The organism is Sulfitobacter sp. F26204 (assembly GCF_026410305.1).
GTDB lineage: Bacteria > Pseudomonadota > Alphaproteobacteria > Rhodobacterales > Rhodobacteraceae > Sulfitobacter.
On sequence record NZ_JAPMLQ010000002.1, the window covers coordinates 845767 to 870715 of the forward strand.

A 24949-nucleotide genomic window follows, 5' to 3' on the forward strand; every position below is an offset into this window, starting at 1 on the left:
CGCAACTTCTCGCTGGGGTTGTGTTGCGGGTGTGATGGGCAAGAATCAAGAGTGCGGTATGTCAGGTCGAAGCGGTAAATTTTCTGGGGATGACCCGTTCGAGATCGTCAGGTCATGGATGGAAGAGGCAGAGGCCAGTGAGCCGAATGATGCCAATGCGATTGCCCTGTCCACGGTCGACAGTGACGGTCTGCCCAATGCGCGTATGGTTCTGCTCAAGGAAGTAGAAAAGGACGCATTTGTTTTCTATACAAATTATGAAAGTCAAAAAGCGACCGAGCTGGAATCGGCTGGCAAGGCGGCTTTTGTCATGCATTGGAAATCCTTGCGTCGACAGATTCGCGTCCGTGGTCTGATCACACGGGAAGACGGCCCAAAGGCAGATGCCTATTATGCGTCGCGCGGTCTGCAAAGTCGTTTGGGTGCCTGGGCGTCAAAACAATCGCGTCCTTTGGCGAGCCGCGCGGCCCTCATTGCAGAAGTGGCCAAGGTCACAGCGACCAAGGGGATCAATCCGGCAAGACCGCCGTTCTGGGGCGGGTTCCGGCTTGTACCGGTAGAAATAGAGTTTTGGGCAGACGGGGAACACCGCTTGCACGACCGGTTTCAATGGAAAAGGGCGACGGCAGCTACCCCTTGGGAGATTAACCGTCTCAACCCTTGATTGGTTTTCTATATGTGTTTCAATGGCCTGTCTGAAAGTCAGGGCCAGAATGTCGGAACTTAATGGCCGACAGATTAAAGGTGTAACGTGGCAGAGCAAAACAGCGTCAAAGCAGAGGTCGAGCCGATGCCCGAGGTCGACCAGCAGCCCGTTTCGGGCGTGGTTAAATGGTTCGATCCGGTCAAGGGATTCGGCTTTGTCGTCGCGGATTCTGGCGGGCCTGATATTTTGTTGCATGTCAATGTGTTGCGCAACTTTGGTCAAAGTTCGATCGCGGATGGAACCTGCGTGGAATTGACTGTTCAGCAGACTGCGCGCGGCGTGCAAGCCACCGAGATCACAGCGATCCACCCTGTCGAGATCGTTCAAAGTGCCACGCTTGTGGATATTGTGGGGCTCGACTCCGATGCATTGCAGGCTGCACCGCTGGAACCTGCGCGGGTGAAATGGTTCGACAAAGCCAAGGGGTTCGGTTTCGCAAATGTTTTTGGCAAACCGGAAGATGTTTTTGTTCATGTGGAAATTCTGCGGCTTTCGGGGTTGTCAGACCTGCAGCCGGGCGAAGCCCTTGCGGTGCGCGTGATCAATGGCAAACGTGGTCAGATGGCGGGCGAGGTGCATGCGTGGGAAACGGTTCTGCATTCTACAGATTCCGACAGCTAATTTATGCGATCGGCGCCGTTCTGGCAGCAGGGACGGCGGCGGCAGATGCCTGCCGGCCTGATTCTGTTGAATTGAAAGGGGCCTGGGGTACAGCCAGATTCAATGTTGAGCTGGCCGATGACCCGGTCGAGCAGGCGCGCGGCCTGATGCATCGCAGCGAACTGGCGATGGCATCGGGTATGTATTTTGTAAATGCGCGGCCGCGTGAGACCAGTTTCTGGATGCGTAACACGCTGATTCCACTCGATATGCTTTTCATAGATGCGCGCGGCGTGGTGAAACATATACACCACAACGCCGTACCTCTGGACGAAACCCCGATTCCCGGCGGAGCGGACATTCTTACGGTGCTTGAAATAAACGGCGGGCTGGCCGCGAGGCTTGGCATCACTGTCGGTAGTTATGTGCGTCATCCCGCACATGCAGCCTGGTCGCCGGTATGGCCATGTTGATTTAGCGCATTCTAGGGCTTTTCATTCGCCTGAACTGTGGCTAAAGAAGCGGCAGTCGGAGCGTGGCGCAGCCTGGTAGCGCACCTGTTTTGGGTACAGGGGGTCGGAGGTTCGAATCCTCTCGCTCCGACCACTTTCAAATTTTGCAGATCTATAACGGACCAGAACGGTGAAAGTCGGCTGTTTTGTCGTTCTCGGGATGGGATGACCTATCGTGCCGAGGAAAGTTGCACCCACATCATCTAGAGGGTTCTGGCGCTGTGTACACTCCAGATAGTGTCTTGCGCCGATCCTCAAACCTTGATTCGGTGACATTCGTTCATAGCTGGTGTTGCATTTTTATGAATTCCCAAAAGATCGCCGGAGAGAATATTCGACGGCATTCGCCTGCGCTTATCCCCCGCCTACCTGTGGATAACTTCATGCAGTGGGTGAAGCGTCAGTGCTAAACCTGCCGCGAATCTAAGGTTTTTGAACCGAATGCCTGTTATCCCCTGAATTGGGATCTTGTGGATATCAAACGCGTGAATCAGACAGGCAAAACTGATTCAAAAAACCTCTGCCCGGTCAACAAAAACAAAGTCCAAATTTGCAAAAAAACGCGTTGACCGAGTGGGGTCGGATACGTCAGGTTGTGGAAGCCGGAGATGACGCCACAACATATGGTGGTTAACGCTGAAGAGGCGCATCGATAGCACAAGAGCAGGTTAACGACGATTATCTCGATCAGACCTCAGCAATTTCCCTGCTGCACCTGCGGTTCGGGAAGAATGGCCCTTGTGCGAAAACGGCAATGAACGAGATGGGGATGCTCCACTGGAGCGGCCTAGGGTAACATAGTTAGGACAGAGGCAGCGATAATGAAGATTGAACGTAAATTCACCAAGGCAGGCAAAGACGCATACGCAGAACTGGATTTCATTACGACAGTATCGGAAATCCGCAATCCCGACGGCTCTGTTGTTTTCAAGCTGGACAATGTGGAAGTGCCGTCGAGCTGGAGCCAGGTGGCAAGCGACGTTATCGCTCAAAAATATTTCCGCAAAGCCGGTGTTCCCTCAGAGTTGAAAAAAGTGAAAGAGAAGGGCGTGCCGGAATTCCTGTGGCGCTCCGTCCCTGCCGAAGGTGCCGAGATGGGTGGGGAAACCTCTTCCAAGCAGGTGTTCGATCGTTTGGCGGGTGCCTGGGCCTACTGGGGCTGGAAGGGCGGATACTTCACGACAGAAGAAGATGCCCAGGCCTATTACGACGAAATGCGCCACATGCTGGCCTCTCAGCGCGCAGCCCCAAATTCACCGCAATGGTTCAACACGGGTCTGCACTGGGCCTATGGTATCGACGGTCCTGCACAGGGCCACTATTATGTAGATTACAAGACAGGTAAACTGACGCGTTCCAAGTCTTCTTACGAACATCCGCAGCCGCACGCCTGTTTCATCCAATCCGTGGCGGACGATCTGGTCGGTGACGGCGGCATCATGGACCTGTGGGTGCGTGAGGCGCGGCTGTTCAAATACGGTTCCGGCACCGGCACGAATTTCTCTTCGCTGCGGGCCGCGGGAGAAAGTCTTTCTGGTGGTGGCAAATCCTCGGGCCTGATGGGTTTCCTGAAAATCGGTGACCGTGCTGCAGGTGCGATCAAATCCGGCGGCACCACGCGCCGTGCGGCCAAGATGGTGATCGTTGATGCAGACCATCCCGATATTGAGGATTTCATCAACTGGAAGGTGCTGGAAGAGCAGAAGGTGGCGTCCATCGTTGCCGGCTCAAAAATGCACGAGCAAAAATTGAACCTGATCTTCGCTGCGATCAAGGGCTGGGATGGTGCCGAGGCCGACGCCTACGATCCCGCCAAGAATGACCAGCTGAAAGCGGCGATCCGCGCGGCCAAAAAGTCCATGATCCCCGAGACATACGTCAAGCGTGTGCTGGACTATGCAAAGCAGGGGCATACATCGATTGAATTCCCGACCTATGACACGGACTGGGATTCCGAAGCGTATAATTCGGTTTCCGGCCAGAACTCCAACAACTCCATCCGCGTAACCAACGGCTTTCTCACCGCCGTTGAAAAGGACGCCGATTGGGAACTGATCGACCGGGTGACGGGCCGCGTCAGCAAGACCATCCGTGCCCGTGACCTGTGGGAACAGGTTGGCCATGCCGCATGGGCCTGTGCCGATCCGGGCATCCAGTACCATGACACCGTCAATGAATGGCATACCTGCCCGGAAGACGGCGCGATCCGCGGCTCGAACCCTTGTTCCGAATACATGTTCCTGGACGATACCGCCTGCAACCTTGCGTCGATGAACCTGCTGACCTTCCTGGAAGACGGCGTGTTCAATGTCGAAGACTACATGCATGCCGCGCGCCTCTGGACCGTGACGCTGGAAATCTCTGTGATGATGGCGCAGTTCCCGTCCAAGGAGATCGCGCAGCGCTCTTATGACTTCCGCACCCTGGGTCTGGGCTATGCAAACATCGGTGGCCTGCTGATGAACATGGGCTACTCCTATGACAGCGACGAAGGCCGGGCGCTTTGCGGCGCGCTGACCGCGATCATGACCGGTGTCGCCTATGCGACCTCGTCTGAGATGGCGGGCGAATTGGGCGCCTTTCCGGGCTATGGGAAAAACGCGGATCACATGCTGCGCGTGATGCGCAACCATCGCAATGCCGCCTATGGTAATGTGAATGGCTACGAAGCGCTGGCGATCAAGCCTGTGCCGCTGGATCATGACAATTGCCCACAGCCGGGTCTGGTTGACGTTGCCATGTCCTGTTGGGATGAGGTTTTGAAACTGGGCGAGGTACATGGCTACCGCAATGCGCAAACTTCCGTGATTGCTCCGACCGGAACAATCGGTCTGGTGATGGATTGCGACACCACAGGCATTGAGCCGGACTTTGCCTTGGTGAAGTTCAAGAAACTTGCAGGCGGTGGCTACTTCAAGATCATCAACCAATCCGTTCCAGCCGCATTGGAAAAGCAGGGGTATGGATCGGCTCAGATCGAGGAAATCGTTGGTTATGCGGTGGGCCACGGCACCATTGGCAATGCGCCCGGCATCAACCACACCACGCTGATGGGCCATGGGTTTGGGCCAAATGAACTGGCGAAAGTGGACGCCGCACTGGCACAGGCCTTTGACATCCGCTTTGTGTTCAACCAGTGGACGCTGGGCGAGGAGTTCTGCACCCAGGTTCTGGGTATTCCGGCTGACAAGCTGAACGATCCTTCCTTTGATCTACTGAAATCGCTTGGCTTTTCCAAAGCGGACATCGAAGCGGCCAATGACCACGTTTGCGGCACCATGACACTGGAAGGGGCACCGCACCTCAAGCAAGAGCATTACAGCATATTCGATTGTGCAAATCCCTGTGGCAAAAAGGGCAAGCGCTATCTCTCCGTGAATAGCCACATTCATATGATGGCCGCCGCGCAGTCCTTTATCTCCGGCGCTATTTCCAAGACGATCAACATGCCGAACGATGCCACGATCGAAGATTGCCAGAAGGCCTATGAGCTCAGCTGGTCCTTGGGGATCAAGGCAAACGCCCTCTACCGCGACGGCTCGAAACTGTCGCAACCCTTGGCTTCGGCCCTGGTTGAAGATGATGATGAAGCGGCAGAAGCGCTTGAAAGCGGCACAAACCACGACAAGGCCAAGGTCCTGGCCGAAAAGATCGTCGAAAAGGTAATCATCAAAGAGCTGGTGAAATCGCACCGTGAAAAAATGCCTCAGCGCCGCAAGGGCTATACCCAGAAAGCCATGGTTGGCGGGCACAAGGTCTATCTTCGCACCGGTGAGTATGAAGACGGCAAGCTGGGCGAGATCTTCATCGACATGCACAAGGAGGGTGCCGGTTTCCGCGCCATGATGAACAACTTCGCCATCGCGGTGTCTGTTGGGCTGCAGTATGGTGTCCCGCTGGAAGAATTTGTCGACGCCTTCACCTTCACCAAGTTTGAACCAGCTGGTATGGTTCAGGGTAATGACAGCATCAAGAATGCCACCTCGATCCTCGACTATATCTTCCGCGAACTGGCCGTCAGCTACCTCGACCGCACGGACCTGGCACATGTGAAACCCGAAGGGGCGACATTTGATGATCTGGGCAAGGGTGATGAGGCCGAGAATGTCGGCAATGTGGCGGAATTGTCCGAAACAGCCGCGACACGGTCTCTCGAAGTGCTCAAACAGATCAGTTCGTCGGGCTATCTGCGCAACCGGCCACCCCAGGAACTGGTTCTGTTGCAAGGGGGCGGGGATCTGTCTACAGCGCCGGTCGCCACCGAGGGCGGCGTCGCTGTTGCAATCGCTGGTAAGGCGGCTACCTCGTCGGGCGCAACATCGCTGGATGCACGCACCAAGGCCAAGATGCAGGGTTACGAAGGCGAAGCCTGTGGCGAATGTGGCAACTACACATTGGTGCGTAACGGCACCTGCATGAAATGCAACACCTGCGGCGGGACGTCTGGGTGTAGCTGATTTGAAATTGGGTGGGGCGCGTATCGCGCTTCATCAGTAACCGGGGGGGTTCTCATCGTTCGCAAGCGAACGACTGCCACCCCTTCGTCGCCCCGGCCAAGGCCGGGACGACGTACACGGAGCGGATGCGTTCGCTCTGGACGACGTTCAGGCCGCAGGCAAATAAACACCGAGCGGTTAACAAATTGAGCTTGAACGGCGAAACTCAAGGGGGGACTGCGGTCTCCCCTTTCTTCTATATGCAGACCTGGATTCGGTCTCCTGAACTGATTTCTTTTTGGCCATAAATACCGCGGAGGTCCGGAGGCAGAGCCTCCGGAAACCCGGTTTCGTAAGGGATCGCGCTCAAAGAAGGTCCGCCACCGACCCTTCGAGATCCATCGCGGCGCGCAACTTTGCGCGCGCGCGCCCCAGGCGTGACATCACGGTGCCCCGGGGGACTCCCAAACGCTTTGCCATACGGTCAGGGCTGGTTTCTCCTGTCACCACCAGGTTCATAACAACGGCTTGATCCCGCGGCAGATCCCCGATTGCCTCTATCAATTGAGCGCAGGCGATGCGTGCGGGGGCCACGGGCGCGATCTGTGCCATGTCTTCAGTCAGTTGTTCGGTCCGGTGACCCTTGCGCCAGCGTTGGCGGGCCAGGTTGTGGAGCATGGTCATGGCATAGCGTTCCGGCGCGTCTATCACCTGCTGGCTGTTGAGGCGCTGCCAGAGCCGCAGAACGGTCTCCTGCGCCATGTCTTCTGCTTCGGCGCGGTTGAGGGCCAGCCGTCGTGCCCGGCGCTGGAGTTTTGGCAATAATTCGGTGACTTGCATAGCTTCATGCATTTGGTGGCGGGATAACCCGGTGTGTTTCATTTTTTGCCTCACATTGATTTTCATCCAGCTTGGCATCTTGCTGGACTTCAATCACTGCGGGAATTTCCGCCGATTGCGACAGATTGCCCTTTTTGGGCAAAGCCTTGCCCATTCCGGACAGCGGCATCGGCAGTCCCCCGCGTGTACAGCATCCGGGCGGGATGCAAAGGCGCTCCGGTGCATCTGACAGGAGGAAGGCAACAAAGTCTTCGACCAATCCAACCCCTGAAAAGGAGTATCCAAATGACCAATAACTTCCGAATGATCCTTTGTACCGTGACCGCGCTGAGCTTGCCCGCCTATGCCATGGGCGCGGGAAACGCGGACCTGGACACCAATGAGGACGGTCTTCTCAGTGTCGCCGAGGTGCAGGCCGTCTATCCAGATATTACACCTGCGCAGTTCTCGGCTATGGATCTGAATGCCGATGGTGCGCTGGATGACAGTGAAGTCCAGGCCGCTCAGGAAGCCGGCATGATGCCCGCACCGACCAAGGGCTAGCAACAGCTACCACTCATGCACCGGTGACCCGGAGACAGTCGTGGCGGGGATCCCGGAGGACAGACCACGATGGACGGTGGCCCGACAGCAACGCTGTCGGGCCATTTATGGAATGTATCACCGTCTCAGGCAGGCAGGTGGATGTTGAATCTGTCCCGCACCGCTTTGTCGATCACGAGATCGAACCGGGCGCGCGCACGTTCGCTCAGGATCGCTTCCTTGCGCCGCGTGGCGTTTGGCACCAGTTCAGGCTTGCCCAGTTCATCCCATTCCTTGGGGGAGGAACGGTTGCCGAGGCTTGGATAAACGTGGTCGATCTCCATCCGGCTCAATGTCTGCTCCGTTCCCAGATAATGCCCCGGACCACCCATGCAGACTTCGCGCATCTGCTCCAGTGCAAGGGTTTCGTCATTCACCTCGATCCCGCGTACACAGCGCAAGGCCTGACCGATGATGTCATCTCCCAAGATCAGGGATTCATGACAAAAACCCAACAGGGAGGCATGCATTCCCGCGGCTTCATATACCATGTTCAGCCCCGACAGACCCGCCATCACGTTAGAGCACATCTGTTCCCATCCTGCCTGCATATCGGGCATCTTGGCATCTGCGATACCTGCTGCCGCACCGCCGGGAACTCCGTAGAACTGGTGCATCTGTGCACAGCCTGCGGTCAGTAATGCCTGTTCACCCGACCCGCCGGTCATCGCGCCGGAACGCAGATCCAGTCCGAAGGGCCATGTGCCAAAGATTGCCGGATGCCCCGGTTTGACTGCATTGACATAGACCAGACCGGCCAGACATTCCGCCACGGCCTGGGTAATCGCGCCGGCGATGGTTGATGGTGCTGTGGCGCCTGCCATGCCTGCGGACAATAACAGGACGGGCATGCCGCCCTCGATGCAGGCCTCCATGACCTGACAGGCCTCGGTGGCAAATTTCATCGGTGGCACGACAAAACAGTTTGAATTCGAGACAAAGGGCCGTTCGCGCCATTTGTCCTCGCCGCCCGCTATCATATGCAGAAATTCCAGCGCGTGTTTGACATATTCCGGTTCGGTAAACGAGGTGCCTACGTGCTTTAGTGTGCCGGAACAGCAGGCATAAAGGGTGTTCACGTCCATTTCGCGGTTATCGGTGATGTCACGGCACACCATGGGGCGTTGCAGGAAATGGATATTGTCGAGCACATCGGCAATGCGGGCCGCATCATGCAGGTCCTGCACGCCACATTCGCGGTAACTGTTGTCTTCTACATCGACCAAATGGACTGCCGCTCCGGCCGTTCCGAAATGCACACGGGTGCCGGAAAGATCCAGATCATGAGCAGGATCCCGGGCAAAAAGCGTGATCCTTCTGTTGGCGCGGGCAATCGTGTCTTCGACCAATGCGCGGGGAAAGCGGATACGACCATCATCTCCCTGTATCGCCCCGACACCGGTCAGATGGGCCACACCGGACGCGGGGGCATCCGCAAGGCCAATGGTTTCCAGGGCCTCCAGAGCAGCATTGTGAATCGCTGCCATGCCTTCCAGGGTGAGGGGTCTGTATTGACCGCCCTCCATGCCGGGGCGGATCGGGCGCAGGTGATCGGCAAGCGGATTGGCGCGGGCAGCGCGACGGGCCGCTCGGCCGCCGCTGCGCAAAGACGTGGTTTCTGTCATAGGGAAGTATCCGTTGGGCAAATGAAAGGGTAGGGCGGTTACAACCGCAGCGGTGCCCCGCGTGCCGCACGTCCCCGAACAGCACCAATGGTGCGGCAGATCCGTGTGATGATGCAGATGTCCGCTTCCATGCGCCGACCCTTTTTGCGGCTTCCTTAATGGGTAGCCTGCTCAGACAATAAGTCGGTTTCTGTCCTGTTTACGGCGTTTGTGTCTGTTTGCGACCCGTGCAGCTGCAGCATGAAAGACCGTCCTCATGGGATCAAAGCGGCACCAATGCGCGTTGCAGGCAGGATCGGCCCATTGTGCGCTTGGCAGCTGGATGGCGGTCTTGGTCGGGATCAAAGCGACCGGTGACTTTTGATTGCCCAAGATTATTGATGGGCCGCAAAGGGCGTTTGGGATGTCGTGCAGTTCGGTCCCGGAGGCGCGCTTTACTCGTCGATGCGGCAGGTTTTCGCAAAGGCGCAAAGCGTTTTTAGCGCTGTCTCAAAAGCGCTGTCCTGGATCGTCATTGCAACGCGCACATGTCCCGCGGCCGAGGCCCCGAAACTCTCGCCCGGCATTACCGCGATATGATGTGCATCCAACAGGGCGTTTGCAAAGGCCTCGCCCGACATGCCGGTGCTGCGTACGTCCAGCATCAGGTACATTGCGCCCTGTGCAGGCACCAGAGAGACCGCGTTCTGACCGGCCAGCAGCTTTTGCGCGATGGCACGGCGGCGTCGGAAAGGGGCGGCGACCTCGGCTTCGAAATCGGGGCCGAGATTCAGGGCAAACAATGCGGCATCCTGAATATAACCGGGCACGCCATAGGTGGTATGGATCGCCAGATTGATCATATCGTCGACAATCTGCGCAGGTCCGACAATCCAGCCGATGCGAGACCCGGTCATGGCGTGGGATTTGGACATCGAGCCGACTACAAGTGTGCGCTGAGCCATATCGGGCAATGCACGCGGCGACAGGTGGTCACCTTCCCAAACCTGGGTGTCATAGACTTCATCCGATATCAGCCAAAGGTCGTGATCCTTGCAAACCTGTGCGATGCCTTCAAGGGTGGCACGGGAATACACCACGCCCGTAGGGTTGTTAGGCGAGTTGATCAGCAGGGATCTAGCGCCCTTTGCCTCGGCCGCAATATCGGCAGCACGAGGTTGAAAGGCGTCCTCTGCATGGGTTTGTATGCGCTGGGGCGCTGTGCTGGCACCCCGCAGGGTACCGGGATAGGTGGCATAAAAAGGATCAAGGTACAATGCACGGTCACCAGGATCACAAACTGCAAAATGGGCAGTATAAAGCGCGGATTGCCCACCCGGTGTGATCAGGATGTTGTCGCGGGTCGTGGGCACGCCGCTTTGCGCCTCAACCCGTGCCGCAATCGTGTCGCGCAGCGCAGGTACCCCCGGGACCGAGGCATAACCGGTGTGCCCCCCCATGGCAGACCTGTGCATGTCCTGCAGAATGGGCGCAGCGGTACGGATGTCATGTTCCCCGATGGTCAGCTCCACAACAGGTGTACCCGCCGCGATCATCTCTCGGGCTTTGTTGAACACGTCCCAGCCGTCTGATCCGCCGCCCAAGATCCCCGAAATCCGCTTTGATGGCTGCATGTTGTGTCCCTTCCCCTGTTTACAGGCAGGGGCGCAGAGAGAGATCGATTCGTCAATCAACCTTGACCTACCGGCCTGTCCTCGGCTAGCTATCCGGCATGACCATGATGACCTGCATGATTTGTTGCACGATTACCTGCTGAGTTTTTTCTCGCGGGTTGTTATCATGTCGTTTCGTTTTCTTAAGATATGTGGCAAGCCCGCGTGACCGCTGCGCGAGGAAGACACGATGAGCACAATCAATCTCTACAACACCAAGACCCGTCGCAAAGAACCCTTTGCGCCCTTGGACCCGAACAACGTGCGTATGTATGTTTGCGGACCAACGGTCTATGATCGTGCCCACTTGGGCAATGCACGACCGGTGATCGTGTTTGACGTGCTGAACCGTTTGCTGCGCCATGTTTATGGGCAGGATCATGTCACCTATGTGCGCAATTTCACGGATGTGGACGACAAGATTAACGCCCGCGCAGCGCAAAGTGGCAGATCCATCAGTGACATCACCGCCGAGACAACGGGCTGGTTTCTGGAGGATATGGCCGCAGTCGGGGCGTTGCAGCCGTCGATACGGGGCAAGGACCATGAACGCGCAATGCCACGTGCCACCGCCTATATCGGCCAGATGGTTGCGATGATTGAAGACCTGATTGAAAAGGGCCATGCCTATCCCGCAGAGGGGCATGTGTTGTTCCGGGTGCGGTCCTATTCTGAATATGGTGCACTGTCTGGGCGGTCTGTGGATGATATGATCGCCGGCGCGCGGGTTGAAGTGGCCCCGTTCAAAGAAGACCCGATGGATTTTGTGCTGTGGAAACCCTCGCCGGATGATTTGCCCGGCTGGGAGTCGCCTTGGGGGCGTGGCCGTCCCGGTTGGCATATCGAATGCTCTGCCATGGCGCATGAATTGCTGGGCGAGAGTTTTGACATTCACGGCGGCGGCAATGATTTGACCTTCCCGCATCACGAGAATGAGATTGCGCAGTCCAAATGTGCAGGCCACGGGTTTGCGAATGTCTGGATGCACAACGAGATGTTGCAGGTGGAGGGCAAGAAGATGTCCAAGTCCCTTGGCAACTTCTTTACCGTGCGCGATTTGCTGGAACAGGGCGTGCCTGGGGAGGTGATCCGCTTTGTGATGTTGTCGACGCATTACCGCAAGCCGATGGACTGGACCGAGAAGAAGCGGGTTGAGGCGGAGAAGACGCTGCGGAAATGGCGGGATGCAGCAAATGCGGCGGGAGCCGACGGTAAGCCCTCGGAAAAGGTGCTTAGTGCCTTGGCGGATGATCTGAATACATCACTGGCTATTTCGGAACTCCACAAGATCGCGCAATCCATCCTCAGCAAGCAACATGGTGAGGACGAAGCTGGCGAGATAGATGACTTTGCTGCGTCCGCCAGACTCTTGGGGTTGCTTGAGGACAACGCCGTAATGGGTAGTTGGGTGTTTGATGGAGGAGTTGAAAGTCTCTTGCTTGCAACATGGGAAGATCGGCTTGCGGTGCTTCGTGCGGAGGCGATGGAGACCAAGAACTTCGCCGAAGTGGACCGGATCAAGTCAGCCCTGATCGCTGTAGGCATCGAAGTGCAAATGAGCAAGGATGGCGTAAAGCTGACCGCACCTGCAGGATTTGATCGCGCGACACTGGAGGGGGTGTTGTGAGTAGTTTGGCAGGACCAGATGTGGCGGGTAGGGCGGGGTTGACCCCGCCGCGCCGGAGTGGCGGGGTCAACCCCGCCCTACGGAGTCTGAGAACCCGGCCATGGGGCGGCAAAGTGCACGAACGTTTCTGTGAGTCACACGGAAAGGGCTATAACCAATGAAACAACGCCTCTCCCTCTACGACACCACCCTGCGTGACGGCCAGCAAACTCAGGGCGTGCAATTTTCCACCAAAGAAAAACACCAGATCGCAGCGGCGCTCGACAGTCTGGGCGTTGACTATATTGAGGGCGGCTGGCCCGGGGCAAACCCCACCGACAATGCGTTTTTCGAGGAGGCACCACAGACCCGGGCGAAACTCACCGCCTTTGGCATGACCAAACGATCCGGTATTTCGGCGCAGAACGATGATGTGCTGGCCGCCGTGCTGAACGCAGGCACGTCATCCGTTTGCATCGTTGGCAAGACGCACGAATTCCACGTTACCAAGGCACTTGGCATCACACTGGAAGAAAATCTGACGTTGTTGAAAGACAGCATCGTGCATCTGGTGGCATCCGGGCGCGAGGCGCTGTTTGATGCAGAGCACTTCTTTGATGGATATAAATCCAACCCCGATTATGCGTTGAAGTGCCTGAAAACCGTTTATGATGCGGGGGCGCGCTGGATCGTGTTGTGTGATACCAATGGCGGTACGCTGCCTGCGGAAATCGCCGCGATTACTGCTGCGGTTATCGCGTCCGGTATTCCCGGCGACCATTTGGGCATCCATACCCATGATGACACTGAAAACGCAGTGGCTTGTACCCTGGCCGCCGTTGATGCGGGGGCACGTCAGATTCAGGGTACATTGAACGGTTTGGGCGAACGCTGTGGCAATGCCAACCTCACCGCATTGATCCCGATCCTTTTATTGAAGGAACCCTATGCCAGTCAGTTCGATACGGGCATCTCTAAAAAGGCGTTAAGCAACCTGACCCGTACCAGCCGCATGCTGGATGAAATTCTCAACCGGGTGCCGCACAAGCAGGCAGGGTTTGTTGGGGCGTCGGCCTTTGCCCACAAGGCCGGACTGCATGCCAGTGCCATCGCCAAAGATCCGACAACCTATGAACATATCGACCCGGCGCTGGTCGGCAATACGCGGATCATTCCGATGTCCAATCAAGCCGGTCAGTCCAATCTGCGCAAGCGACTGGCAGAGGCCGGTCTGGATGTGACCAGGGGCGATCCTGCGCTTGGCCGAATCCTTGAAGAGGTGAAAACACGCGAAGCAGAGGGTTATGCCTATGACACTGCGCAGGCAAGTTTCGAGTTGCTGGCGCGGGAGGTTCTGGGACAGCTACCCGAATTTTTCGAGGTGAAACGCTATCGCGTGACTGTCGAGCGGCGCAAAAACAAATACAACAAGATGATAAGCCTTTCCGAAGCGGTCGTGGTCGTCAAAGTGGATGGTGAAAAACGTCAGTCGGTCAGCGAAAGCATGGATGCAGCAGGTGGTGACCGTGGTCCGGTCAACGCGCTGGCCAAGGCTTTGGCCAAGGATCTGGGCCAATATTCGGCACTGATCGAAGACATGCGGCTGGTCGATTTCAAGGTGCGCATCACACAAGGCGGCACCGAGGCTGTGACCCGGGTCATCATCGACAGCGAAGACGGGCAGGGCCGTCGATGGTCGACAGTAGGTGTCAGCGCCAACATAATAGATGCCAGTTTCGAGGCGTTGCTGGATGCGATCCGGTGGAAATTGATCAGAGATTTGAAAGCCGAAGAGACATGATCGGCAAAGTGGTCACGTTTATCGTTTCATCAGTTGTGATTACCTTCGGCATTGCCGGCGTGCTGATCCTGTCGCAACGCCCAAAGGAAATACCGCCCGGCGATGGTCTGGATTTCAGTCAAACGCTTGAAAACGAAAGACAAGTGCCAAAGCCGCTTACCCAAGTGGCAATGCGTGACGGCTTTCCCTTACAGGTCCGTCGATATGACAGCATTGCGCCAGACGCGCCACTTCTGGTGTTGGTGCACGGTTCCGGCTGGCACGGTCTGCATTTTGATGGCTTGGCGCGCAGTCTGACTGCCGTCGCTGATGTGATCGCACCCGATTTGCGCGGACATGGCCCAAAGCCCGGACAACGCGGCGACATTGAATATATCAACCAGCTTGAGGATGACCTTGCCGATCTGATCAAAGCCACGGCCAAGCCTGGTCAAAAGGTGGTGCTGGGCGGCCATTCCTCTGGCGGTGGCTTGGTTCTGCGTTTTGCTGGCGGTGCCCATGGGGGCATGCTGGACGGCGCGCTGCTGCTGGCCCCGTTTCTAAAATATAACGCGCCGACAACGCGCCAGAATTCGGGCGGTTGGACCAATGTGCTGACACGGCGGATCATCGGGCTGAGCATGTTGAACAGCTTCGGGATCACAGCCTTGAACCATCTGACTGTTATCCAGTTGCGCATGCCACAAGCCGTGTTGGACGGACCGCTGGGCGATACGGCGACAACAACCTATTCCTATCGTCTGAACACCGGTTTTGCGCCGCATGGCGACTATCTCAGGGATGTGGCGGCCTTGCCGCGTTTCACGCTGATCGTCGGGGCGCAAGACGAAGCCTTTGATGCGGCGTTGTACGAACCGACAATGGGCGCGGTGACAGACAAGGGCACCTATGTGATCGTCGATGGAGTCAAACATCTGGACATCGTCGATGCCGTGCAAACACGCGAAACTATCGAAAGCTATCTCAATGACTTCTGATCCGACGCAGGCGTTTTTTACCTTACACAGGGATTTGCCCCGCGAAGGGCCGGGCGAACCCGCAGATATTCATTGGGCGGCCAGCGTCGCGGGCACACCCCAAACAGCACAGATGGCTGATGTCGGTTGCGGTCCAGGTGGCGACATCGGTTCCCTGCTGGAAATTGCGCCCAGGGGACAGGTGACTGCCCTCGACAAGATAGCGCACTTTGTAACAGCTGCCCGAGAGACCTGGCAGGGGGACGGGCGGGTGACGGTGCTCAAGGCGGATATGGCGGTCATCCGCAATCAATATGATCTGATTTGGTGTGCTGGCGCGGTTTATTTTCTGGGAGTCACCGAAGCCTTGACCGGGTGGCGCAAATCCTTGACCCGCAATGGGGTGATCGCATTTTCAGAGATATGCTGGTTCACCGACCGGCCCTCGCCAAGGGCGCGAAAGCTTTGGTCCGGCTATCCGGCGATGACAGATGCGGCAGGCATTCAGCAACGGGTCGAAGCGGCAGGCTATGAAGTTCTGGATACACGCCCTTTGTCGGATGCAGCCTGGGAAGCTTATTTGACACCACTTGAAATACGTATCGCAGCCCTGCGTAAAGGTGCTGATTCAGCATTGCAAAAGGTGTTGGACGAAGCAGCCGAAGAAGCGGCCTGTTGGCGTGAACACCGGCAGGAATTCGGCTATTTGCTGAGTGTCGTTCGACCAAAATGAGTTTTGATGAGGATCTGAAGGCCTGTGCCAGCCTGGTTGAACGCGCCGACCCCTGGCGCTTTCGCGCTGTGATGGCTGCACCTGTCGCGGCCCGACGCGTGTTGTTCCCACTTTATGCCTTTAACGTCGAAGTTGCCCGCGCGCCCTGGGTCACACAGGAGCCGATGATCGCGGAGATGCGGCTACAATGGTGGCGCGACATCGCCGAAGAAATCGCCAAGGGTGCGCCAGTACGTCGCCATGAAGTGGCCACGCCCCTGGCATCAGTCCTTTCGGTTGAAAATGCTGATCTTTTGGATGAGCTTATCGCAGCAAGGCGTTGGGATATATACAAGGATGCCTTCGAAAGCCAGGCGCATTTTGAACGTTATATTGATCAGACCACAGGCAATCTGGCATGGATTGCGGCCAATACGCTTGGTTGTGCTGATGAACAAACCGTGCGGCATGCAGCTTTTGCCTCGGGCGTTGCTGCCTGGTTTCGCGCCATTCCCGAGCTTGAGGCGCGCGGGCGCATCCCGTTGCTGGACGGGACCGCTGCGGGTGTTGCCAAACTGGCAGATGCCGCGCTTGCCCGGTTGGCCCAAGCCTGCGCAAACCGATCCGGCGTAGACCGTGCAGCACGGCCAGCACTGCTGCATGTTGGACCCGCCCGAAAGATCTTGCTGGCGGCTGCAGGTGATCCCGGCGCGGTGATTGATGGGCGCTTGCCACACCCTGTGGACAGCGACCGTTTCGGTCTTGCCTATCGTGTGCTCACAGGCCGCTGGTAGCGGTCAGGCTGGTTCGGCCTTGGGACGCATGACCAGCCAGATCAATGCGCCACCGGCCAGGGTCAGGAAGGGGATCATCGCGATATTCACCGCTGCCCAGCCCGTTGCGGCGTCGCCACCTGCACAGTTCATCAAGCCGCCGGAGGCCAATGACGCCAGGGTCACACCTCCAAAGACCAGCAGATCGTTGAGCCCCTGCATTCGGCCCCGCTCGTGCGGTTCATGGGATCCGGCAAGCAGGGTGGTGGCACCAATGAAACCAAAGTTCCAACCGAGCCCCAGCAGGATCAGGGAACTGTAGAAATTCATCAAGGCGACCCCTTGCAATGCAACAATCCCGGCGATGCCGAGGATCGCGATGCCCAGTCCCATGATCTTTTCCACGCCAAAGCGGGCAATCAGATGGCCGGTAAAGAACGAAGGAGCGAACATAGCCAGGACATGGCCTGTAACGACATTCGAGGCATCCGAAACGGCGAACCCGCAGCCAACAACCGCCAATGGCGTCGAGGTCATCACGAGGTTCATCAGCGCGTAGGACACCATGGCGCAAATCACGGCGACGGCGATGCGCGGGGTGGTGAGCAATTCCCAGCGGGTGCGCCCCTTGGGGCTGTCCATTGTCGGGGCAAGTGGTTTTGGTATGTCGAGCAAAAAGAACATCGCCATACCAACAAGGTTCAATGCCATCGCGGTCAGATAAACCGGAAGGAAGCGCATCACGGTGGCATCCCCGCCATCCGAAAGAAAGGAAACAAGCTGCGGCCCGATGATGGCAGAGATCAGTCCACCAGCCATCACATAGGAAATGGCCTTGGGGCGAAAGGAATCCGAGGCGGTATCCGCCGCTGCAAAGCGAAAGAACCCCTGGGAGGACATATAGATGCCGGTAAAGTAACTGCCGACCAGAAAGACCCAGAAATTGTTTATCGTCAGGGCATATGCACAGATCATCGCGCCGATCAGACCGCCGAGGGCACCAATAAGGAATCCCGCACGTCTCCCGTGTTTCTGCATCAGCGGTGACAACCAGGGCGCGGTGGACATCGACCCAAAGACAATCAGCGAAATGGGCAGTGTCGCTAGACAGGCGTTGGGGGAAAGCTGTTGGCCTGCCAGTCCGCCGATTACAAAGATCATGGTAATCTGGCTGCCTAGAAATGCTTGTGCGGCAACAAGAACAGCTACATTGCGCTTCGCGCGTGAGTCATCAATCATGCAGAAATTTCCTTTGTTGACGATTGGGTAAACCTCTGTTCCGGAAGGAGCAACCCCTGAGCTGAAAGAGGTGCTGCGCTTGGCCCTTGTGTCCAGCGATGGCCTGCCTAAGATCGCCCCGATGAAACCGACGGGTCATATCCTTTTGCTTGCGGGTAGCGCCGAAGCGCGCCAGATCGCGGTGGCGTTGACAGACCGGGGCATCGCCCTGCGCACAGTTTTGTCCGAACCACCCCGAGGGGCCAACCCGATGCCGGTTCCCTTTGAGGTTGTTAGTGATCCAACACCTCAACTGATGATCGGGGCTGCATCGGATGCAATTGCCATTCTGGACGCCAGCCATGGCTTTGACGGGCGCATGACGGAGCTGGGACATGCGGCAGCTTTGCAGCTTGATCTGCCGTTTGTGACCCTTTCGCGGCCGATATGGGAGGTCTGCGGGGAAGAACACTGGCATCGCGCTGCTGATGTGTCGGCGGCAATGGCGATGATCGCGCCGTCAGAGCGGGTGTTTTCAGCCACGGGGTGGCAGAGCCTGCCGGAGTACGCCGGTTTCAAGGGCGCCTGTTTGATGGTGCGCCAAACCAGCCCACATGATCGGCCGCCACCATTTGAATTTGTAGAGTTGGTGTTTGGCAAGCCACCCTTCACGGTGTCAGGTGAAAGGACATTGTTTCAGGAGCTTGCGGTCGACACGTTGATTGCGCGTAACCTCGGCGGGATTCCCAGCCGCCCCAAACTGGATGCGGCCAGGGAATTGGGGCTCAAGGTGATCCTGATTGACCGGCCTAAAGCACCGCGTGGCATTCAGGTCGTGCACAATATTGCAGATGCATTGCAGTGGGTAGAAAAGCTTTGAGCGACGTATCGTCAATCATTCGCACCGATCAGGATGTAGCGGAGGCCGCAGCCAGACTGGCATTGATCGAGCCGCGTTTCGCGCAGGTATTGTCGCAGACAGGACCGCTGCCGTTGCGGTTGAAACCCGATGGTTTTGCCGGTTTGCTTGAGATCATCGTCAGTCAGCAGGTGAGCGTTGCCTCCGCAGATGCCATTAGGTTGCGCATGAACGCGGTGGGGCTGTTCTCGGAGCAGGCGGTGTTATCTGCGGGAGAAGACGGGCTGCGCAACACCGGGCTGAGCCGGCCCAAGGCGCGCTATGCGTTGAATCTGGCAGGTGCGGCGCTTGACTATAACGCGTTGCATGATCTTGATAATGCACAGGTGATGGCTCGGTTGACGGCAATTACAGGCGTTGGGCCGTGGACGGCGCAGATCTATGCAATGTTCTGCATGGGGCGGGCGGATCTGTTTCCGCATGGGGATCTGGCATTGCAGGTTGCAGCACAGGCATTGTTTGAATTGGGCGAAAGGCCCAAACCCGAAGCATTGGCGCAGATGGCGGAAAACTGGGCACCCTGGCGGTCGGTTGCAGCCCGTGCACTCTTTGCCTACTACCGGATAGTGAAAAACAGAGAGGGGCTTGGATGACACGGGTTTTGAACGCGGAGCGGCGGGAAGCGAAATCGGGCGAAACACGCTCGATCGTGGTGTTTCTGCACGGATACGGTGCCAATGGTGCGGACCTTTTGGGCCTGGCTGATCCATTGGGTGAACATTTGCCCGACACGATGTTTGTGGCACCTAATGCGCCGGAAACGATCGCGGGCATGCCCAATGGTTATCAATGGTTTCCGATTCCCTGGATTGATGGATCATCTGAAGAAGAATCCATGCGTGGAATGGATCAATCCGTTCAGGACCTGAATGCGTTTCTGGATGCGCTGATGGTAGATGAGGATGTGCTGCCCGAACAGGTGGTTCTGTTCGGGTTCTCACAAGGCACGATGATGGCGCTCCATGTCGCCCCGCGCCGCGAAGATTCGGTTGCGGGCATCGTTGCGTTTTCAGGGCGGTTGCTGGCACCAGAATCTCTTGCGGAAGAAGCCGTTGTAAAACCTCCCATCCTGTTAGTGCATGGCGATCAGGATGATGTTGTTCCGCCTGAATCCCTGGCTCAAGCGGCAGAAGCGCTTGAAGCGGCAGGGTGGAAGGACGTTTATGCCCATATCATGAAAGGCACGGCTCATGGCATCGCACCGGATGGATTAAGCGTAGCCCTTGCCTTTATGCGCGATAAGTTGGGCCTGTAGCCGGCTGTCACAAAGCTGTCACGAACCCCCTCTAACCATATCCTCGACATCTTGTGCCAAGCTTGGGCTTGCCAGAGCAAAAACACGAGATATAGTCGCGGAAAAGGCTAGAGGGCGCAGGCCAGTGCAAGGCGATTTCAGAAGCGAGTTTACGAGACAACCGTCGGGGCTCAAACACAGGCCCGCCCTGGTTTTGAATGCGGACTACCGGCCACTGAGCTATTATCCCTTGTCGCTGTGGCCATGGCAGGATGCGATCAAGGCCAAATGGCTGGACCGCGTCGACATCGTTGCAGAATATGACGATGTGGTGCGCAGCCCGACAATGACATTGAAAATTCCATCCGTTATTGTCCTGAAAGATTATGTAAAACCTCAAAAGCGCGTGGCCTTCACGCGCTTTAATTTATTTCTGAGGGACGAATTCTGCTGCCAGTATTGCGGTGCGCGCGGAGAGTTGACCTTTGACCATGTGGTGCCACGCGCCTCCGGCGGCGTGACTTCATGGCAGAATGTGGTGGCGGCCTGTTCGCCTTGTAACCTGCGCAAGGGGTCGCGGCCTCTGCACCGAACCGGCCTGCACCTGCGTAAAACCCCGCGCCAGCCAGCAGCAGAAGAACTACGCAACATGGGGCGCAAATTCCCCCCAAACCACCTGCATGACAGTTGGATAGACTTCTTGTACTGGGATGCAGAGCTTGAGGCCTAGGCCCCGTGCGTTTGATGCTTTCAGGTTGCAGCAAAGGCATGCTGAATCGTTGCAGGTCTGACGTCTGGCTGCGACAGGCGGGCTTATTCTGATTGCATGGATGCAAGATGGGGCAAGACATAGCTTTGCCCGGCAGCGGCTGGCATGTTTACTGTCAGGTCACATCCGTATGCCTTTGACAGCACATCATTTTGCATAACTCGGTCAGGCGGGCCAGAGAGCAGTAACTTGCCGTCCAGGACAATGGCCATTCGATCTGCAAACATGGCGGACAGATTGAGGTCATGCATCACCGCGACCACGCCGCCGCCACGTGTGGCATAATCCCTGATCAATTGCATGACCAAAAGCTGATGCCCGATGTCGAGGCTCGCAACCGGTTCGTCCAGCAAGAGCCAGCGCGGTGCGCTCTCGACCACCGGATTCCAGACCTGGCACAAGACCCGCGCCAATTGAACGCGCTGTTGCTCGCCGCCTGATAACTCCTGATAGAAACGCATGGCATAGCCATCAAGACCCACTGCTGCCAGTGCGCGGTCGGGAATGTCCGCGCGTTCGCCCGATGTGCCACTCATCAGACCCATACGGACAACTTCGATCACGGTGAAGGGGAAAGCCAGCGTGCTGGCCTGTGGCAGCACACCACGCAGCGCGGCAAGTTCCCAGGGTTTCAACCCACTTATGTCCTGACCGTTCAGGCTAACGCTGCCGGTGAAATTGATTTCATCCGTGATCGCTTTCAAAAGTGTCGACTTGCCGGAACCGTTCGGGCCGACGATGGCGGTGACCTCACCAGAATGCGCCGTGAGGTCGATGCCACGGAGAATCTGTTTTTTACCGATTCGGGCGTGAATGTTGAGCGCTTTTAGCATTACAGATCCACCAATCCGCGGCGACGCAGCAGTATCCACAGAAACACCGGCGCGCCAAGGACGGCCGTGACGATCCCGATGGGCAGTTCCGCGGGCGCAATGATGACGCGGCTGATCACATCCGCAACAAGCAACAGGCTGGCTCCGAGCAGGGCAGCATTGATCAACAGTGTCTGGTGATCCGGTCCGGTTGCCAGCCGCAACAGATGCGGCACGACGATACCAATGAAGCCGATCCCGCCTGAAACGGCCACCGCAGCCCCGGTTGCGGCGGCAACAGTCAGGATGGCGGTGTTCTTGACCCGTTGCACGGGGGTACCCATATGCGCGGCCGTGGCCTCGCCCAGGGCGAGACTGTTCAATCCATGGCCCAATGAGGCAGCCAAGAGAAGGGCGACGCCGATAACCGGACAGGCGACCAGAACCTTGGTCCAGGTGGCACCGGCAAGTGAACCGAGCCCCCAGAATGTCAGATCACGCAGTTGCGCATCATCGGCCAGGTAAACCAGTATACCGGACACCGCCCCGGCAAGGGCGCCCAGGGCAATCCCTGCCAGCAACATGGTTGCGACTGAGGTGCGTCCTGCCCGCGTTGAGACCCGGTACAGGATCATTGTCGATCCCCATCCTCCAAGAAAGGCGGCAAGCGGGACCAGCCAGTAGCCAATAAATCCCATCACCCCCAAAGGCAGCAGCCCACCCAGAACAATGGCCAGGATCGCCCCAAGGCCTGCGCCCGCAGAGACTCCCACAAGTCCGGGGTCGGCCAGTGGATTACGGAACAATCCCTGCATCACGGCGCCTGAAACTGCCAGGGATGCCCCGACCGCAATGCCGAGTATCAACCGGGGCAACCGGATGTCCCACAATACCACGCGTTCCATCTGGCTCAGGGGAGCACCTGTCACGAGTTTCTGCAAAGCCCCCCAAAGAGAGGTGCCCGATGCCCCTGTGGCAAGGCTTGAGATGCTGACCGCCACCAGTACAACGACGAGCCAGACATGGGCCTGACGTGCGGTTCTGCGACGGTCAAAAGGCAGGGCGGACTCCGCTGTCAAGGTCATCCGCTCAACTACCGTATAAAGCGCGGTTCAGGTCGGACACGGCATCGGCTGTGCGCGGCCCGAAACCCAACAGATACAATCCGTCCATCCGGATCACTGCGCGGTTCTGCGCCGCAGGAGTTGAGGCAATGGCGGGCAATGACAACAGGCCGTCGATTGAGCCGTCATGATCTCCCGCGCGTTCCATCATCAGAATCGCATCTGGTGCGGCGGCGATAACGGCCTCATCGGTGAGGGGCTTGTATCCTTCAAAAACAGTCACCGCATTCCGGGCACCGGCCATTTCGATCATGGCCGCAGCCGCTGTATTTGTGCCCGAGGCCATGATTCTCCCGCCCTGTGTACTGAGAACGAACAACACGCGCCTTTTTTCGCCGTCAACTTTTCCTTGGGACGTCTGCATCACAGTGTTCAATCGTCGGCGCAGATCAGCGGCCAATGCCTCGGCCTTTTCTTCTTCGTTGATGGCCTTGCCAATTGCCATGATTTTTGCGCTGACACCCTGCGCGGAAAATTCATCTGGGACCGTGACAAAGGGGATATGCGCCCCTTCCAGCACGCTGATTGTCTCCAATGGTCCCGCTCCGTCCTCGGCGATGATCATTGTGGGATCGGTGGCCAGAACCCCTTCGGGAGACAGGGCGCGCATGTAACCGACATCGGGCAGGCTTTCTGCTTCGGGCGGGTAGCTTGAGGTGGTGTCGCGCGCCACCAAACGGTCAGCAGCCCCAAGGGCAAAGATGATTTCGGTCACCGATCCACCAATTGACACGATACCGCCCGGCTTGCTCTGCGCCAGGGCTGGCAGGGATGTTGAGATCAGGCAGAAGGCCGCGACGAGCGTAAGTGACCTCATGCCGACACCTGAGCGTTCAGACCTTCGAGGCCCGCCACCAGCTTGCCCCAGGCCGGGCGGCAATCGCGGCCGTCCTTGCCGACCCCGAAGACCTGAAAAATCAATCCACCCGTCGCATTGAAGGCCTCGATCGAAACCGCCGGGCCGCGCTGTGTGGGTTTGTCTACCGCCCAGACCTCTGCAATGTGGTCAAGGCGCAGATGCAGGTTGAAGCGCGGATCCATCACATTTTGCCAGGGACCCATTGCCTTAAGGTTCTCGATGGGTCCGGAATGGATCTGGATGCAGCCACGGTTGCCGGTAAAGACCATGATCTCCAGTTCACTTGCCGCGACCTCCTGCAGCATCTGATCAACCGCGGCTGGTTCCAATGCGCGGGCAAGGGGTTCGCCCGCAATCCGGTAAGCCCCCAGCCGGTTCATTTTGAGCTTGGACGTCAGGCGCATGAACTGATGCGTGTCCGTCATCCGCGCCCATTCCTTCTGCAGGATATCGAGCTTTGAGATGTCCGCTTTTGGGGTCTCGTCCGGTTTGCGCGCCTCGACCTTCAGCGATTGGGATTGATCCTCAAGGCGCAATTCCGCCTTGGCGCGTTCAAATGCCGCAATGTCAGAGCCATCACGCAGGAAGATCTTGTGGACCGCATCGCCCGCGGCATCAAAGACCTGCAGGCTGCGCCGCGTGCCAGCATCGGTTTCCTTTTCAACCATGTAGGCATGTTTCCAATGGCTTGGGAAAATACGCAGGTCAATGTCGTCTGTCAGGATCATCGAGGCATGTGCGCCGGATTGGTAGTTGTCGTAGGTTCCGACCTTTTCGTTGACGCAGGATGGATTGCGGGTCAGGGCCATGACTTCGCCCAGAGTTTGAGCCGCCGCCATGATCCCGTCTGGATGCGCCGCGACGCGCAAGGATCCCTCACCACAATGTGCCGCGATCAACTGTGCCTCGCTGATGTTCAGCTTGTCGGCGAGGTCGCGTTCTCTCATTTGCGGGTTCTCGATTCGACATGCGCGGATGTGGTCCGGGGTTGGGGAATCTGTCTGGGTCATGCAGCACCTCTTGGCCTAATCATTGGGGGGAGGGGGCTGGCGAGGCGCGGTCGCGCGCTGGCTGGCAAAGGTTTAGTAAAATACTCAGCCTTTATTCTTGACACTTTTACTATGTCTTTTTAGAAGGCGCAAGAACGCCAGGACGATCGGCGTGAAAAATTTGCACTGCCGCCGCCAGCCCATCGCAAGCACTTGGCCCCACT

At 57.5% G+C, this 24949-nt stretch carries 23 protein-coding genes and 1 tRNA gene; 15 read left to right on the plus strand and 9 right to left on the minus strand.

Annotation, left to right across the window (positions count from 1 at the left end; all coding sequences use genetic code 11):
• Nucleotides 1–58: 58 nt before the first annotated feature.
• The 5 genes from pdxH to OS190_RS08025 all read left to right on the plus strand — a co-directional run bounded on the left by pdxH (nt 59) and on the right by OS190_RS08025 (nt 6275).
• The gene (pdxH, locus tag OS190_RS08005) at nt 59–664 is read left to right on the plus strand and encodes a pyridoxamine 5'-phosphate oxidase (protein WP_267158132.1); all 606 of its coding nucleotides are present in this window, start codon (nt 59–61) and stop codon (nt 662–664) included.
• Between the two features lie 126 nt (nt 665–790).
• Nucleotides 791–1327 carry a cold-shock protein gene (locus OS190_RS08010; RefSeq protein ID WP_267158329.1) on the plus strand — a complete coding sequence of 179 codons (537 nt, stop codon included), beginning with the start codon at nt 791–793 and terminating at the stop codon, nt 1325–1327.
• Nucleotides 1288–1779, plus strand: a complete 492-nt coding sequence (locus tag OS190_RS08015; protein ID WP_267158133.1) for a DUF192 domain-containing protein — start codon at nt 1288–1290, stop codon at nt 1777–1779. Before OS190_RS08010 ends, OS190_RS08015 begins: the two co-directional genes overlap by 40 nt.
• A gap of 56 nt (nt 1780–1835) precedes the next feature.
• Nucleotides 1836–1912: transfer RNA gene (locus OS190_RS08020), tRNA-Pro, on the plus strand.
• Nucleotides 1913–2639: 727 nt separating this feature from the next.
• On the plus strand, nt 2640–6275 hold the full coding sequence (locus OS190_RS08025) for a vitamin B12-dependent ribonucleotide reductase (protein WP_267158134.1): 3636 nt from the start codon (nt 2640–2642) through the stop codon (nt 6273–6275).
• Between the two features lie 345 nt (nt 6276–6620).
• Here the strand turns inward: OS190_RS08025 and OS190_RS08030 are convergent, their stop codons facing one another.
• Nucleotides 6621–7094, minus strand: a complete 474-nt coding sequence (locus OS190_RS08030; RefSeq protein WP_267158135.1) for an RNA polymerase sigma factor — start codon at nt 7092–7094, stop codon at nt 6621–6623.
• Nucleotides 7095–7098: 4 nt separating this feature from the next.
• Nucleotides 7099–7248 (minus strand): hypothetical protein, encoded by a 150-nt coding sequence (locus OS190_RS08035; RefSeq protein ID WP_267158136.1) that lies wholly within the window; start codon nt 7246–7248, stop codon nt 7099–7101.
• Between the two features lie 131 nt (nt 7249–7379).
• On the opposite strand from OS190_RS08035, the gene OS190_RS08040 reads away from it, so the two are divergent.
• Nucleotides 7380–7637, plus strand: coding sequence for an EF-hand domain-containing protein (locus OS190_RS08040; RefSeq protein WP_267158137.1), 258 nt, complete (start codon nt 7380–7382; stop codon nt 7635–7637).
• 125 nt (nt 7638–7762) lie between these two features.
• On the opposite strand, the gene OS190_RS08045 is transcribed toward OS190_RS08040, so the two are convergent.
• Both OS190_RS08045 and OS190_RS08050 read right to left on the minus strand, forming a co-directional pair.
• Nucleotides 7763–9301: a trimethylamine methyltransferase family protein gene (locus tag OS190_RS08045; protein ID WP_267158138.1), complete on the minus strand. Its 1539-nt coding sequence runs from the start codon at nt 9299–9301 to the stop codon at nt 7763–7765.
• A 434-nt stretch (nt 9302–9735) separates the two neighbouring features.
• Nucleotides 9736–10914, minus strand: a complete 1179-nt coding sequence (locus OS190_RS08050; protein WP_267158139.1) for a pyridoxal phosphate-dependent aminotransferase — start codon at nt 10912–10914, stop codon at nt 9736–9738.
• Between the two features lie 229 nt (nt 10915–11143).
• Between OS190_RS08050 and cysS the strand changes: the two genes are divergently transcribed.
• The 5 genes from cysS (at nt 11144) to OS190_RS08075 (ending at nt 16822) form a co-directional block, all read left to right on the plus strand.
• Entirely contained in the window at nt 11144–12580 is a 1437-nt protein-coding gene (cysS, locus tag OS190_RS08055; RefSeq protein ID WP_267158140.1) for a cysteine--tRNA ligase, read from the plus strand.
• A 157-nt stretch (nt 12581–12737) separates the two neighbouring features.
• Nucleotides 12738–14360, plus strand: coding sequence for a citramalate synthase (gene cimA / locus OS190_RS08060; protein ID WP_267158141.1), 1623 nt, complete (start codon nt 12738–12740; stop codon nt 14358–14360).
• Nucleotides 14357–15337 (plus strand): alpha/beta hydrolase, encoded by a 981-nt coding sequence (locus tag OS190_RS08065; RefSeq protein WP_267158142.1) that lies wholly within the window; start codon nt 14357–14359, stop codon nt 15335–15337. The genes cimA and OS190_RS08065 overlap by 4 nt, the downstream gene beginning before the upstream one ends.
• A complete protein-coding gene (locus tag OS190_RS08070) occupies nt 15327–16049 on the plus strand; it encodes a class I SAM-dependent methyltransferase (protein ID WP_267158143.1) in 723 nt (240 codons plus the stop codon). The genes OS190_RS08065 and OS190_RS08070 overlap by 11 nt, the downstream gene beginning before the upstream one ends.
• Complete coding sequence (locus OS190_RS08075) at nt 16046–16822, plus strand: squalene/phytoene synthase family protein (protein ID WP_267158144.1); 777 nt, start codon at nt 16046–16048, stop codon at nt 16820–16822. The genes OS190_RS08070 and OS190_RS08075 overlap by 4 nt, the downstream gene beginning before the upstream one ends.
• A 3-nt stretch (nt 16823–16825) precedes the next feature.
• Here the strand turns inward: OS190_RS08075 and OS190_RS08080 are convergent, their stop codons facing one another.
• Nucleotides 16826–18040, minus strand: a complete 1215-nt coding sequence (locus OS190_RS08080) for an MFS transporter (protein ID WP_267158145.1) — start codon at nt 18038–18040, stop codon at nt 16826–16828.
• 88 nt (nt 18041–18128) lie between these two features.
• Here OS190_RS08080 and OS190_RS08085 point away from each other — a divergent pair, with 88 nt between their 5' ends.
• The 4 genes from OS190_RS08085 to OS190_RS08100 all read left to right on the plus strand — a co-directional run bounded on the left by OS190_RS08085 (nt 18129) and on the right by OS190_RS08100 (nt 20902).
• Nucleotides 18129–18899 carry a precorrin-6A/cobalt-precorrin-6A reductase gene (locus tag OS190_RS08085; protein ID WP_267158330.1) on the plus strand — a complete coding sequence of 257 codons (771 nt, stop codon included), beginning with the start codon at nt 18129–18131 and terminating at the stop codon, nt 18897–18899.
• A complete protein-coding gene (locus tag OS190_RS08090; RefSeq protein ID WP_267158146.1) occupies nt 18896–19531 on the plus strand; it encodes a DNA-3-methyladenine glycosylase family protein in 636 nt (211 codons plus the stop codon). Before OS190_RS08085 ends, OS190_RS08090 begins: the two co-directional genes overlap by 4 nt.
• Nucleotides 19528–20193 (plus strand): alpha/beta hydrolase, encoded by a 666-nt coding sequence (locus tag OS190_RS08095; RefSeq protein ID WP_267158147.1) that lies wholly within the window; start codon nt 19528–19530, stop codon nt 20191–20193. Before OS190_RS08090 ends, OS190_RS08095 begins: the two co-directional genes overlap by 4 nt.
• A gap of 124 nt (nt 20194–20317) precedes the next feature.
• Nucleotides 20318–20902, plus strand: coding sequence for an HNH endonuclease (locus OS190_RS08100; RefSeq protein WP_267158148.1), 585 nt, complete (start codon nt 20318–20320; stop codon nt 20900–20902).
• An 83-nt stretch (nt 20903–20985) separates the two neighbouring features.
• Here the strand turns inward: OS190_RS08100 and OS190_RS08105 are convergent, their stop codons facing one another.
• The 4 genes from OS190_RS08105 to OS190_RS08120 are packed head-to-tail and all read right to left on the minus strand — an operon-like array spanning nt 20986 to nt 24746.
• Entirely contained in the window at nt 20986–21774 is a 789-nt protein-coding gene (locus OS190_RS08105; RefSeq protein WP_267158149.1) for a heme ABC transporter ATP-binding protein, read from the minus strand.
• Nucleotides 21774–22838, minus strand: coding sequence for a FecCD family ABC transporter permease (locus OS190_RS08110; protein ID WP_267158150.1), 1065 nt, complete (start codon nt 22836–22838; stop codon nt 21774–21776). The genes OS190_RS08105 and OS190_RS08110 overlap by 1 nt, the downstream gene beginning before the upstream one ends.
• A gap of 4 nt (nt 22839–22842) precedes the next feature.
• The gene (locus OS190_RS08115) at nt 22843–23694 is read right to left on the minus strand and encodes a heme/hemin ABC transporter substrate-binding protein (RefSeq protein ID WP_267158151.1); all 852 of its coding nucleotides are present in this window, start codon (nt 23692–23694) and stop codon (nt 22843–22845) included.
• Nucleotides 23691–24746 (minus strand): hemin-degrading factor, encoded by a 1056-nt coding sequence (locus OS190_RS08120; protein ID WP_267158152.1) that lies wholly within the window; start codon nt 24744–24746, stop codon nt 23691–23693. Before OS190_RS08120 ends, OS190_RS08115 begins: the two co-directional genes overlap by 4 nt.
• Nucleotides 24747–24949: the final 203 nt, after the last annotated feature.